Genomic DNA, 13,034 nt, shown 5'->3' with positions numbered 1-13,034 from the left:
AAAGATCGCGGGGAGAGGCTGTGATGGGCGGGAACGAGTGGATGAGCGAGGCGGGCTGGGAGGCGCTCGCGCTTGAGCAGCTCGGCGAGCTCGGGTGGGAGCCCGGGGCAGGGAAGGACTTCGCGCCGGGGTCAAGGCAGCGGCGGGACTGGGCCGACCTGGTGCTCTTCGAGGACCTCCAGGCGGCGGTCGAACGCCTCAACCCCGGCTTGCCGCCGAGGGCAGTCGCCGACGCGGTGCGGGCAGCCACCGACGTGGCCTCCCGGGAAGCGTTCGCTGAGAACCGCGAGGCGCACAGGCGGCTGGTCCACGGGATCCGCTCAGTCGTCTACCCCGACGCGTACGGTGCCGAGCACAATCCCACCGTGCGCCTGGCCGACCTGCATGACCCCGGCCGCAACGTCTACCGGGCGATTAACCAGGTAACGATCGTCGACGGTGATTTCCGGCGCCGGCTCGACATCGTGCTTTACCTCAACGGCTTGCCGGTCGCCATCATCGAGCTGAAGAACGCTGCCGATGAGAACGCCACCCTCACCGGCGCGCACGCCCAGCTCCAGACGTATCTCGCGGAGTTCCCGCTCGCTTTCCGGCACGCCGTGCTGTGCCTGCTCTCCGACGGGATCACCGCGAAGTACGGCACCCCGTTCACCCCGTACGAGCACTTCGCGCCTTGGAACATCGATGACGAGGGCGAGCGCGTCGACGCCACCACGCCCGACTACGACGGGCCGGAGGCGTTGATCGTCGCCCTTTACGGACTGTTCAACCAACGGCGCTTCCTAGAGCTCGCCGACGGGTTCGTCAACTTCACGTCGAAGAGCAAGCGGATCGCGAAGGCACACCAGTACTTCGCGGTCATCCGGGCTGTCGAGTGCATCGTGCGGGCATCGCAGAGCGACGGAAAGGCGGGCGTTGTCTGGCACACCCAAGGCTCCGGCAAGTCCGAGGAGATGGTGTGCACGGCGGCGCTGACCGCCCGCCAACCCGCCCTGAAGAATCCGACCATCGTGGTGCTCACCGACCGCACCGATCTCGACGATCAGCTCTTCGACACATTCCGGGACAGCCAGATGCTGCTCGGTCAGGAGTCGGAGCAGGCCGACACCCGCGCCGAACTACGGGACAAGCTTTCGAACCGGAACGCCGGCGGCATCATCTTCACGACGTTGCAGAAGTTCGGGCGTACGAAGGAAGAGCGTGAGGCCGGGAGGATGCATCCGCTGCTTTCCGATCGGCGCAACATCCTGGTGATCGTCGACGAGGCGCACCGCAGCCACTACGACAGCCTGGACGGCTACGCGCGGCACTTGCGCGATGCGTTACCGCACGCCACGTTCATCGCCTTCACCGGTACCCCGATCGCCACCGTCGAGAGAAACACCCGCGACGTCTTCGGCAAAGACATCGACAGGTACGACCTCAGGCGTGCCGTCGACGACGAGGCGACCGTACGGGTCTACCACGAACCGCGGATCATTCCGGTGTCGCTGCCGCCGGACATGGATCCGGACAGCATCGACGAACAGGTGGAGAAGCTCACCGCCAGCCTGGACGACGCGGAGCGACGCAAGGCCGAGGCGTACGCGGCCACCATGAACACCATCTACGGTGCCCCCGACCGGGTCGAGACCCTCGCGAAGGACCTGGTCGAACACTGGGAGAAACGACGCGAGCTGATGCGGCCGCAGCTCGGCGGGCCGGGCAAGGCGATGCTCGTCTGCGCGACCCGGGAGATCTGCGTTCGCGTCTTCGACGCCATCAAGGTGCTACGGCCCGACTGGGCGGATCCGGCCGTCGACAAGGGCAAGATGAAGATCGTCTTCCATGGGGTGCCCAGCGACAAGGAAGTGCTGCGCCCGCATCACCTGCGCCCGTCGCAGCAGAAGACCGTCCAGGCTCGCGCCAAGGACCCGAACGACGAGCTGGAGCTGCTCGTCGTCCACTCGATGCTGCTCACCGGCTACGACGCGCCGCCGATCCACACCATCTACATGGACCGGCCGATGAAGGGCGCCAACCTCATGCAGGCGCTCGCCCGGGTCAACCGTCGTTTCCGGGAGAAGCAGGACGGGCTGCTGGTCGGCTACGCCCCGCTGACCGAGAACCTGCGGAAGGCGCTCACCGAGTACACCCCCAGCGACCAGGAGGACCAGACCCTCGGCAGGGAGATCGACCGGGCGATCAGCGAGGTCCACAACGAGATCTCCGTCATCGAGGCCATGTTGGCCCCGGTGAAGTGGCGGGCGATTCTCGACGACGAGAAGAACCCGACCCGCTGGCTGCGGGCGGTGCGGAAGGTCGCCAACTTCCTGCGCGACCCGCGGACCCCCGGCAACGGCGTCGAGCCCGGCACGAAGCCGCTGCACCAGCGTTTCCGCGACTCGGCGGGCCGGCTGGAACGGTTCTACACGCTCTGCGCCACCAGCCGCGAGTTCGTCGACCGTGCCGGCGACATTCGGCGCCTGCGCCGCGACATCCACTTCTTCCGCGACGTCCGGGTCTGGATCGTGAAGGAGGAGGCCGCCGACCGGGAGGCGAAGGGCTTGCCCAACACGGCCGAGGTGGAACGCTACCTGTCCCAGCTCGCCGCCGAGGTGGTTGACGCCGCCGACATCACCGACATCTACGAGGAGGCCGGCCTCGGCAAGCTCGACATTACCGAGCTCAACGGGGTCGCCTTGCAGCGTCTGCAGAACTCGGACACCCCGCACCTCGCCGCCTCGGCGCTGCGCCGGCTGATCGAGCAGAAGATGCGTGAGGTCACCAAGCACAACGTGGTTCGGCATGAACGCTTCTCCGCCCAGCTCGAAGACCTGATGAACCGCTACATGCGCAAGCAGCTGACCAGCGCGCAGCTGATCATCGAGCTGGTCGAGCTGGCCAAGGAGGTGTCTGCGGACGCCCGGCGCGGCCAGCAGTTCGACCCTCCGCTCAACCACGCCGAACTGGCCTTCTACGACGCCGTCGCGCAGAACGGCGCGGCCACGGAGCTCATGGGTGTCGGCACCCTGGCGGAGATCGCCCGTGAGCTGGTCAAGTCGATCCAGACATCGATCTCGGTGGACTGGTTCTCTCGTGAACCGGTACGCGCCAAGCTCCGCAGCCACATCCGCCGCCTGCTCGCCCGCTACGACTACCCGCCGGACCACGAGCGCGCCGCCGTCGACCTGGTCATCCGCCAGATGGAAACCTTCGCCAACGAATGGTCGCCCGGAGCGACCGCGAAATAGCCACACGGAACTCGCACCTCGGCCGATGTAGGGAGGCACATTGGGTGGCCGCCAGTTGGGGATAGTTTTCGCCGACGATGCATGCATGTCGTATCTACAGGAGGTCGCTGACCGGCGAGCACGAGGTGCCGGTCCGGGTGACTGCCAAGTCTCCTTCCCGGTCCGGTCGCGGGTCGGAGCTGACGTAGTCCTGATTTCATATCGACAAGCCGTACATTTCATGGCGGGTGTCGATGACGACAGTAGGGCCGATGACATCCGCTGGGCGTTTCGGCTGCGAGAACTGACTCAACTCAAGCGTCCGTTGGAAATGAGCCGTCTGCGGGCCGCACTTCGGAAGGACCAGCGACAGCCGCTGGAGCGTCAGGGCAAGCTGACCGACAAAGCCAGCAGAGTCGTGCTCGAGGTCCTGTTGGCCGAGGAGCCCGAGCTTGATCCGGTGATTGGGTCACTGTTCGGCATCAGGGACATCGACCTGCCGGCGCCGCGCAAGGCGGCACTGGCGGAGGAGCGGGACTCCCTCGCATCTCTGTGTGCGTTCACCGGCGCTCCCGGCCTGCTGCCGGCCGACGGTTTCCTCACAGAGGACGAGATCGGCAGCATCTCCGACCGCGACTCCCTCCTTCCCTCGATGCCTGGCATCACGCCGCGAGAAGATCCAATGGTCGAACACGACGCGAACACGTTCCTCGGCTGGACCCGCCAGGAAGGCGACCGGCTGGCCGTTCGGAAGTTCACCGATGGTAACGGGCGCACGCTGGAAATCATGAACGTCAACCGGTGGCCGATCGAAGCCCGGCTCGGTACCGACCTCATCTACTACCACAAGCAACGACGCAGTTTCGTCCTGGTCCAGTACAAGCGGATGGTCCCCGACGGTTCGTCCTGGCGTTGTCGTGTCGATGACCACTTCCGGCAACAACTCGACGTGATGCGGACCCTCGACAACAAGTGCAGACAGGGCGAACCAGGTGGTGATTACCGCATGGTTCCGACGCCCAGCTTCGTGAAGATCTGCCGGCTCGACACCCTGGACGTCGACAGCATCTCGATGATCTCCGGGATGTGCATGCCTCGCGAGCAGGTCGAAAAGCATCTCGATCGCCGAGAGGCCCCCAAGTACCTGGACTTCCACACGGTCAGGGACTACCTGACCAGCACGCTATTCGCTCAGTTGGTCGCCTTGGGTTGCATCGGCACCAGTGGTTCCGCCACCGAACTCGTCGCTCGGGAGATCGAACTGTCGCTGCAGCAAGGGAAGTCCGTAAGCGTCGGCGTTTTCAGCGACGAATCCGGGCGGCGTCCTTCGTGGCGCACGTCCGGCAGGAGGCCCTCCCTACCGAGCCGAGCAGCAGCCCGGGCCGAGGACAGTCAACAGATGTCACTCTGGGAGTGACCACTTGATCAACCTGCGGGACAAACCCCAGGCCCATGGCGAGGTCGTCCCCATGCGAGCGGGGTCTTCCCCGAGAGTAGGAATTGGGCCGTCCGCCATGCGGCCGTCGTTCCCGCGCGTGCGGGGGTCTTCCCTGGGCGACCCGGTGAAGGAACGTGGCGGTCGGTTCGCGCGTAGCCGGATGAGGAAGCCGGTCCTGCACGCGACCCAGTCACGGCAGGCGAGCTCGTTGTATCTGGTGTCACTGCCCGAGCTGCCTGTTGTGGGGTGGCACCACCTGTTGCTGATCTTCGATGATGTGCGTGACCGCGATGTGGGGGAGGGTGTCGGCTGCGTCAGCGTGCTGGCGCGCCGCGCGGGCTCGGGTTACGGCGCCTCCGGCGGGGGCGCTCCGGCTCCAGGATGGCCGTGGGCCGTCTGCGGCCGCCGGCTTCGTGGGTGGGGGCGGTGGGCATCCTGTCTGCCATCGACCCGGGCAAGCCGAGCAGACCGCCGCCCGACCCGCCAGCGTCCGCCCGAGGGCCGCGAGGTCCGCGGGCCGTGGCGGGCCGGGCGGCGGCCTGCTCCCCGTCGGGCGGGTCGATGGCAGACAGGATGGCGAGAGCGGCATTTGGCGTTATGGAGTTGGGTGGCTCGCCGGGCTGCGCGACGCCGTCCTGTGCTGGATCAGCCACCAGCTCGGTCGTACGGCTTCGGCTAGGGTCGATGGCGGAACGCCTCGGACGCGGGTGAGGTGGCAAGCGTGGCAAGAACGGTGCAGATCCGGACCTACACAGTTCGGGAAGGGCTGTTGGACGAGTGGGTGGACAGGTGGCAGCGCCTGGTCGTCCCGCTGCGCCGTGATCTCGGCTTCGAGATCCACGGCTCGTGGAAGGACCGCGCACGCAATCAGCACATCTGGGTGATCTCTCACGACGGGCCCGAGTCGTTTGAAGAGGCCAATGCCGCCTATTGGGCCTCGGAGCGCCGTAAGACGCTCGGTCTGGACCCGGACGACTATCTGGTGGGTGAGGAGACCCGCGAGGTCGAGCAGACGCTATGAGTCCGCGTCGACCGGCAGCAGGTGGGCTCGCCGCTCGTCGTCAGTGAGCCCTCGGAACACCCGGGTACGTGCCACCGCGGTTAGTTCGTCCAGGTCGACGTGGTCGGCCCAGACACGGGCGGTGCCGTCCGCCGAGCCGGTCACGACCTGTCGTCCGTCCGGCAGCCAGGCCAGGCTGGTCACGCCGTCGCGGTGTACGCCGATCACCTCGCCCTGCTCGTCGTCCACACCCCAGACCCGCACGGTCCGGTCGTCTGAGCAGGAGGCCAGCCGCCCGCCATCCGGGGCCCAGGCCACCGCGCGGACCCGATTTTCGTGGCCGGTCAGCACCCGCGGCCGGTCGGCGCCGGTGAGGTCCCAGACGCGGACGGTCCAGTCGGCGGAGCAGGTGGCGAGTCGGCGCTCGTCCGGCGCCCAGCTGAGCCCGTCCACGTAGTTCTGGTGCCCGGAGTGCACGGTGCTGTCGCCCGGGTGTTCGATGTCCCAGACCCGGACGGTGCGGTCGTCCGATCCGGAGGCGAGATAGCGGCCGCTCGGTGACCAGGCGAGCGCGCCCACCCAGTCCGCGTGTCCGCGCAGGACGCTGGCGGCACTGCGGGTGCGGATTTCCCACACCCGTATGGAGTTGTCCTTGCAGCCGGCCGCCAACCGGGATCCGTCGGGGGACCAGGCCAGTGACTCGGCCTCGCCGTCGAGGCGTACGTTGCCGTCGGCGCCGGCCAGGTGGACCGAGCCGTCCCGCAGGGCTACGGCGAGCACGTCGGCCGCCGGTGAACAAGCGAGTGCCACGACCGGCTCCGGCCAGGTCGTCACGGCAGTGTTGCCGTCCCGCTGCCATAGCCGGGCGGTGCCGTCGGCGCCACCGGTCACGATCCTCGCCGTCCGGTCCAGTGCCAGGGCGGTGACCGGTCCCTCGTGCCCAGCAAGGAGTCGATGTTCGGCCCCGCGTGGCTGAACTGTCCACACCCGGGCCGTGCCGTCACCGGAGCCACTGACCACCCGTCGTCCGTCCGGGGACAGCGCGACGGACCAGGCAACTTGCATGTGTCCGCGCAGTTCGGCCACCTCGCGCAACCGCCGGATGTCCCAGACACGGATGCTGCCGTCGCCGCTGGCGAACACGACCGTCCGGCCGTCCGGGGACCAGGCGACCGACCAGACCGGCGATCCCTGACCGCCGATCACGTGCCGGGTCTCGCCGGTGCTCACGTCCCAGACCCGCACGGTGTGGTCACCGGATCCGGTGACGAGCCGACCGCCGTCCGGTGACCAGGCGACGGCCTCGACGAAGTCACCGTGCCCGGTCAGCCGCTGCTCCGGCCGGCCGGTCTCAAGGTCCCATACGACAACGGACCGGTCGTGGGAGGCGAACGCCAGCCGGCGGGAGTCGGGGGAGAACCGCAGACCCCACACGTCCCCCTCATGGCCGACCAGCCGGTTGGTGAGCTGCCAGGCAGTGGTGTCCCACATCCGGACCGTCCGGTCCCGGCTCGACCCGGCCAGATGGCACCCGTCGAGAGACCAGGTCACCCCACGTGCCATATCGCCGCAGGGCAGCACCGCGACCGTGGCCGCCGTCGTGGCCTCCCACACCCGTATGGTGCCGTCCCGGGAGGCGGTGGCGAGCCGAGTGCCATCCGGGGACCAGTCGATGGCTTCCACCATGCCGGTGTGCCCCCCGCAGCACCCGGACGACGGTGCCGGTGTCGGCGTGCCAGATCCGCGCGGTGCCGTCCGGGGACCCGGTTGCCAGGTGCGTACCGTCTGGCGACCAGGCGACTCCACGTACGGCGTCGGTGTGCCCGGTGAGCACTGCTTCGGTGTGGCTGAACGCCAACGCCGCCATCAGCGCCCGGCGAGCGACCGGCGTTGGCGGGCACTCCCGCAGCGCGGCCGACGTCAGCAGTACCGCCAGCTCCGGATACCGGTCCACGTTACCGAGCGCGAACTGACCGATCGTCTCCGACACCCGGTGCAGGAACGCGGTGTCCCGGCTGCGGGAGGCGTTGACCAGGGCGCGGGCGGTCGGGCTGTCCTGGCCGGCCGACTCCATCGCCTCCAGCCACTGCCCGGCCAGCGCAAGCCGCTCCCCGGTCAGCAGGTAGTCAGCGCTGCGCCCGGCGTGCACCCAGTCCGCCGCCCACCGCTCCAGCTCGGTACGCCGCCGCAGTTGCTCTGCCCGCGCTTCTACCTGCTGCCGCAGCGGCGCCCACCGGCGGAACAACGCCTCGTGCGCGACCTGGACGTACGGTTCACCATCGAGCACGTCGGTGGTCAGCAGCCGCGCATCGGTGAATACCGTGACCACGCGGCGCCGGTCATCGGACAGCTCCCGCAGCGGCACCCGACGCCGGGTCGGCTCGACGCCCTCCATCGCCACCAGACGCAACAGGGTGGCCAGGACGTCGTCGGTGCTGCTGTCGCGGCGTACCTCCGCCATGACCACGTCCGCTTGGCGGCCCAACGCCCCCGACACGCCGCCGAGAGCCTGGTACGCCTCGTGGGTGGCCACCCGGCCCGGCCCAGCCGCCAGGTACAGCTCCTGAAGCAGGTACGCCAGCAGCGGCAACGCGTCCGGCGTGGCCGTGTCGGCGACGATCTGATCGACGAGCCCTTCCTCGAAGCGCATCCCGGCGAGCTGGGCGGGCTGCTCCACGACCGTGACAAGATCCGCCGGACGCATGACACCCAGCGCTACAGGGCTGGCGACCAGTTCCGGGCGCGGACCCCCGAGCAGGTCGGCGAGAAACTCGACGCGGAGCGTCGCGACAACCCACAGCCTCCGGTCGGCGTCCAGCGCGGCAGCGACCCGCTCGAGGAACATGGCCTGTTCCGCAGTGCTGGACAGCGTGACCAGTTCCTCAAGCTGGTCGAGAACCAGCAGAACGCGCTTGTGCCGATGGCCCGTTCGGGCCCGCCACGCCGCCAGGTTGCGAGCGAGGCTGTCCGGACGCGACCGCACCTCCCGCAGCGCGGCGGCCCGGTCGGCGGCGCCCAACGCGACCGCCAGGTCAGCGAGCCCACCGAGCGGCTCGCCGGCCGGTGCGACCGCCCCCGTCGCAACCGCGGAACGACACCCGCGTGCACCAGCGACGACTTGCCGCTGCCGGAGGCCCCGGTGACGCAGACGAACCGCTCGGGTCCGTCCAGGCCCAGCTCGTGCAGCCGTCGCACCAGCTCAGTGGCCTGCTCCTCGCGGCCGAAGAACACCGACGCGTCCTGCTCTGTGAACGCCGAGAGTCCCGGATAGGGGCTGCGATCCGCTTGCCACACCGGCCGCGGACTACGCGGCGCCTCCCACCACAGCACCAAGCCGTTCCCGACGATCAGCACCACCAGCAGCACGATCAGCGCGGGACCAGCGATCTGACGGATCCCAGCAGCCAGCGGCGAGCCGTCGTCGTTGGCAAAGAAGTTCACCGCGACTTCCAGCAGGACAGCGATGATCAGGAGTGACAGCTGAAGGGTGATGGGTGGACGTCGACTCGGCCCCACCAAACCCTCCCCAGCGATGATCCCCGATGCGTCTCAAGCTACCGGGTACGAGCTCGCATAACCAGATGTGCCATCCGGAAAGGGTGGGGGACAGTCGACGGATGGGTCCACGGAGAGGCGCTGGCTGATGTGTGGCGATGGTCATCAATTCACTTGGGTGGCCAGGTCCAGGCATGTGACTTGCGTTTGTGGCGTGAGGACGTATCCTGTCCGGTTCACTCCGTTCGGGGGGTCATCATGATCAAGCCGCTAAACGAGCTGCGCAGGGTAGACGAAAGAGCCCAACGGTTCACACCGTTTGGGCTGGGGCTCGATCGTATGTTGACGCCCGAGTCAGCAGCCGAGTACCAGCAGTCGGTCGTCGCACAGTTCGAGCTTGCACCCGCAGTAGCAGAGGGCACGAGGCGATCCTTTGACCGCCTTCGCGCCATTTACGCCTACGGCGTGCTGTGCTACGACATCTACACGCTCGTCAACGACCACGCATTGCTGGTCCTCGAGCAGGCTCTTCGAGACCGGTTCATCGACTTCTACGAGGGCACAGCGACCTTCCTCGACCTCTCAACCAATGAAGAGATTCCGGTGCCGGCTGAGCGCTTCGAGCAGGTGCACGAGTTCATCACCAAGCAGCGGCGTAGGCGGCGCAACGTGCGGTTGCGTGTCGATGATGGACCCCTGACCGTCGACTTCAACGGCACGCTGTCGGGGCTCCGGAAGTGGGCTCGTGAGGCTGGCCTGCTACGCGGGCAGCGTAACCGTGGAGTAGAGCGAGCGATCGCGACCCTGCGCAACTTCGTCGCCCACCCGACCGCGCCGCGGACGCTGGCGCCTGTCAGCGCCGCCCGAACACTCAGCGATCTCGCCGAGATAATCAATCACCTTTGGGGGGTTTCCACCCCCGGCGGTCGACTGTACCCGTCACCAGTGCCGCGGGAGATCGTCGTCGTCGCGTGGGACGGCGCACGCAGTTCTCAAGTCTTTCTCGCTGACCAACTGGGCGACGGCCAAGACCCCACCGGCGATGGCTGGCGCTGCATTCTCGTCCGAGCAACCTTCAAGCCTGGAACTTACCCCTGCGACCCGGACCTGTGTCACTTCGACAGCCGCTACGAAACGACTCAGCTTCCAACCGACTACCTGTGGGGTCCTGGGTCTATTACCGAGGCAGCGAACTGGTACGCCGAGCACAGGCCGCAGCCTGACACCTCCGACCACCTTGACCGCCTGTTCGCCGTCAGATACGACATGGGTCGGCTCTACCGTCCGATGCGTCCGTCAGTGGCGGCATCCGCGGCGGCAGACCGGAGCGGTAGATGGGACCTCGTCCGTGCGGACTTTCCCCAGGACGCCTTGCTGCACGTTCACAACAAAATCGGGCGACTTGGCTGCAGCGAAATCGGAGAGTGCCCTAACTGTCACGCGCAGACGCTGGCGGCGGGAGACTTCGACGAGTTACTTCCGCTGCTCGACGCGGAGAGAGCGCAAACGGCCCAGGGCAGCGTTGACTTCCACCTGCCTGAGGCATACCCCCGTTGGCAGCCTCTTGAGTTCTTTCACAGGAACGACGCGGTTCTCGACGGAGTCGGCGGCGAACTGGGAACCCGTGACGATACCAAGCGCCCAAAACAGGTGCTGTAGTCGTCTATCCTAGGACGCTTTGCAGGTTGTGTTGTCCCTCAATAGCGCAATCTGGATGGGGTGGTGGCGGGGCGGGTTCTTGCCGTTCAGCGGAAACGGACCACGAGCAATCGAGGCACCGCGCCTCTGGCCGGCCCTACTGCGGCCCGAGACGGGCCGCACGCGCCGTCGCCTGGGCCGCTCCGCTGGCGCTCCGGCTCCGGCCACGCAACACGCCCGTCGGCTGGCGCGGATAGCGGAACCCACGAGGCCGCCGCAGACGGCAGCGCCGAGGATGGCTGAGGTTCGCGGGCCGGCAGCCGGCCTGGGCGCGGCGGCCGCCGTACTACGGCGCCGTTGAGCGAATCACCGCCGGCCGTGGTGGGGATGCGGCGCGGAGGGTGCGGGGCGGTGCCAGGCCAAGCCCTGCCCATGCGCGAACCAGGTCACCGAGTGTGGTCACCCGAGAGGAACTGCGCCAGGGCCAGCAATAGCGCGACTGTGCCGCCGAAAGCGCTGCCGCCAGCGACGATCGACAGGGGCACCGGCAACCCGCCGATGGCTGACAGCCAGCCGGTGGCGGTGCCGACAGGTACCGCAGCGAGCAGGATGATGGCGGTCCAGACGGCGCGCGGCGGACCGGGAGGCCCGGGTCGCTGTGCTGGCGGCGTAGGGGTGACTGGCACTGCCGGAGCCGGCCGGGGCAAAGTTCTTCTACTCGACACCCGGCCAAGGTTCATTGAACTAGAGCGACGGGGCAAGGTGGTGGACGGGTTTCGGCCCCCGCATCTCGTCCGAGCGGCTGGCCTGCGAAAACTCGAAATTTGCTAGTCAGGGAAAACCTGACACCATCGGGGCATGGCGCGGAAGTACCGAAACACCTTGAAGGCGCACGCGTATGCGCTGTCGAGCCTCGGCGCAGTGCTGGCCGACCTTGCCCACGAGCACAGAGTCGCTGCGAGCGCGATGGAGCAGCGGCCGTCGCAGGGCCCGCGGGGAAACGGCCATTTCGCCGACTGGATCGCGGCAGCAGCCGAAGTTTCGGCTGCAACCGAGCGGCTACTTGAGTTGGAAGTCGAGCTGGCCCGCCACTATGGCATGACCTGGGAACAGGTTGCCGATGCCCTCGGGGTCAGTCGCCAGTCCGCATGGGAACGGTTCCGCACCCACTCGCGTTGGGATCGCACCCAAAGGCTCTCGCGGCTGCGGCGTGTACGCCGTGCCGCGATGTTCCGTCGGATGGCGGCCGGCCAGGGCGAGGAATCTGCAATCGCCCTGCGACAGATGATGCAGGCCGATCTCGCCCCATCCGCGAGCCGGACCTAATCCCCTTAGCCTTGATCCACCGAAGCGTTGCTGCGGTCACCGGTTGATCCGAGCCGGTCGCGGGCCTGCTCGTCCAGATCGTGCAGCCAGTCGGTGATCGCGGCGAACGATGAAGCCCCCGCCAGGACCGCGCACACCGCGACCGCGAGCAGGCCCGACAGCGGATACCGCACCCCACGCGGGTCGCGGGGATCCGGGACCGCCGACAAGGCGTGCAACAACCCCGCGCACTCACCCTCGGTGACCACAGGTGGTGATGTGTCACGGGTGCAGCCGGCGACGGCGGACAGTGCGGAGATCGGGCATGATGACATCGGCGGGTGAGGTCCTCGGTGTGTCGTGAAGCGTAGAGAACTCCATGATCACCGACGCGATCTCACCCGCTCTTCCGGCCTCCACAGAGGCCACTAACCACGCACATCACCAGCTCACGGCACCCACCGATCGACTACGCAATCGCCCTGCCACCCGCCCACCGAGGGTCCAGGCTGGCCATCCCCATCTCGTTGAACCGGTGGATGACCTGCCGGATCGTGTCCTCGTCGGCTTGGACCAGGCGGGCGATCGCCGGCACCATGTTCCCGCCGGCAGACGCGAGCACGACCATCGCCCGCCGTAGTCGTATCGGTGAACCGGTTCCCCGGCGGATGATTCTGAGCAGCTGCTGACCTTCCTGATCACTCAGCCGCCGCACACGTACAAGATCTGCCACCGCCACAGCCTGACCGCCGCCACGCCGTCGCCCGGCCGACAGGCCGCACGGCGTGTCATCCAACACCGCGAACGTTCGTGGTCACGGCACTAGGTTCTGCCTTGCGGCACCGAAGCCCTGTCAACGGTCATCGGGTTTTCCGTGTGGGTGGACTTTTGGTCTCCGGTTCCACGGACATGGTTTTTCCGGGTGGGCGGACAGTTGTGGTCGGTT

General features: G+C 67.7%; 7 protein-coding genes and 3 pseudogenes. 5 read left to right on the top strand and 5 right to left on the bottom strand.

What is annotated here, in order from left to right:
* Positions 1–23: 23 nt before the first annotated feature.
* The 3 genes from AB0C02_RS25560 (at position 24) to AB0C02_RS25550 (ending at position 5,671) form a co-directional block, all read left to right on the top strand.
* Positions 24–3,233 (top strand): type I restriction endonuclease subunit R, encoded by a 3,210-nt coding sequence (locus AB0C02_RS25560; RefSeq protein WP_357551464.1) that lies wholly within the window; start codon positions 24–26, stop codon positions 3,231–3,233.
* 220 nt (positions 3,234–3,453) lie between these two features.
* Complete coding sequence (locus AB0C02_RS25555; RefSeq protein ID WP_357551461.1) at positions 3,454–4,629, top strand: hypothetical protein; 1,176 nt, start codon at positions 3,454–3,456, stop codon at positions 4,627–4,629.
* A 742-nt stretch (positions 4,630–5,371) separates the two neighbouring features.
* Positions 5,372–5,671 carry an NIPSNAP family containing protein gene (locus tag AB0C02_RS25550; RefSeq protein ID WP_357551459.1) on the top strand — a complete coding sequence of 100 codons (300 nt, stop codon included), beginning with the start codon at positions 5,372–5,374 and terminating at the stop codon, positions 5,669–5,671.
* Here the strand turns inward: AB0C02_RS25550 and AB0C02_RS25545 are convergent.
* From AB0C02_RS25545 to AB0C02_RS25535, 3 genes and pseudogenes are all read right to left on the bottom strand, one after another.
* Positions 5,666–7,141: a WD40 repeat domain-containing protein gene (locus AB0C02_RS25545; RefSeq protein ID WP_357551510.1), complete on the bottom strand. Its 1,476-nt coding sequence runs from the start codon at positions 7,139–7,141 to the stop codon at positions 5,666–5,668. The two genes, AB0C02_RS25550 and AB0C02_RS25545, sit on opposite strands and share 6 nt — an antisense overlap.
* A 24-nt stretch (positions 7,142–7,165) precedes the next feature.
* Positions 7,166–7,336, bottom strand: a pseudogene (locus tag AB0C02_RS25540) (WD40 repeat domain-containing protein); the annotation flags it as partial.
* 73 nt (positions 7,337–7,409) lie between these two features.
* A pseudogene (locus tag AB0C02_RS25535) lies at positions 7,410–8,881 on the bottom strand (AAA family ATPase); the annotation flags it as partial.
* 522 nt (positions 8,882–9,403) lie between these two features.
* On the opposite strand from AB0C02_RS25535, the gene AB0C02_RS25530 reads away from it, so the two are divergent.
* Positions 9,404–10,804 (top strand): hypothetical protein, encoded by a 1,401-nt coding sequence (locus tag AB0C02_RS25530; protein ID WP_357551457.1) that lies wholly within the window; start codon positions 9,404–9,406, stop codon positions 10,802–10,804.
* 837 nt (positions 10,805–11,641) lie between these two features.
* Positions 11,642–12,109 carry a hypothetical protein gene (locus AB0C02_RS25525; RefSeq protein ID WP_357551455.1) on the top strand — a complete coding sequence of 156 codons (468 nt, stop codon included), beginning with the start codon at positions 11,642–11,644 and terminating at the stop codon, positions 12,107–12,109.
* A gap of 50 nt (positions 12,110–12,159) precedes the next feature.
* On the opposite strand, the pseudogene AB0C02_RS25520 reads toward AB0C02_RS25525, so the two are convergent.
* Positions 12,160–12,330: pseudogene (locus AB0C02_RS25520) on the bottom strand (transposase family protein); the annotation flags it as partial.
* Positions 12,331–12,557: 227 nt separating this feature from the next.
* Positions 12,558–12,887 (bottom strand): helix-turn-helix domain-containing protein, encoded by a 330-nt coding sequence (locus AB0C02_RS25515; RefSeq protein WP_357551453.1) that lies wholly within the window; start codon positions 12,885–12,887, stop codon positions 12,558–12,560.
* Positions 12,888–13,034 lie beyond the last annotated feature (147 nt).

It is taken from the genome of Micromonospora sp. NPDC048999, from assembly GCF_040649295.1.
Lineage (GTDB): Bacteria > Actinomycetota > Actinomycetes > Mycobacteriales > Micromonosporaceae > Micromonospora.
The sequence above is the reverse complement of the archived record's forward strand: the minus strand, read 5'-3'. Positions and strand labels throughout refer to the sequence as shown.

Excerpts from the sequence above, each read along its gene's own strand:
- AB0C02_RS25555 (WP_357551461.1), top strand. The coding sequence starts at position 3,454 with ATGGCGGGTGTCGATGACGACAGTAGGGCCGATGACATCCGCTGGGCG.
- AB0C02_RS25525 (WP_357551455.1), top strand. The coding sequence starts at position 11,642 with ATGGCGCGGAAGTACCGAAACACCTTGAAGGCGCACGCGTATGCGCTG.
- AB0C02_RS25530 (WP_357551457.1), top strand. The coding sequence starts at position 9,404 with ATGATCAAGCCGCTAAACGAGCTGCGCAGGGTAGACGAAAGAGCCCAA.
- AB0C02_RS25560 (WP_357551464.1), top strand. The coding sequence starts at position 24 with ATGGGCGGGAACGAGTGGATGAGCGAGGCGGGCTGGGAGGCGCTCGCG.
- AB0C02_RS25545 (WP_357551510.1), bottom strand. The coding sequence starts at position 7,141 with ATGTGGGACACCACTGCCTGGCAGCTCACCAACCGGCTGGTCGGCCAT.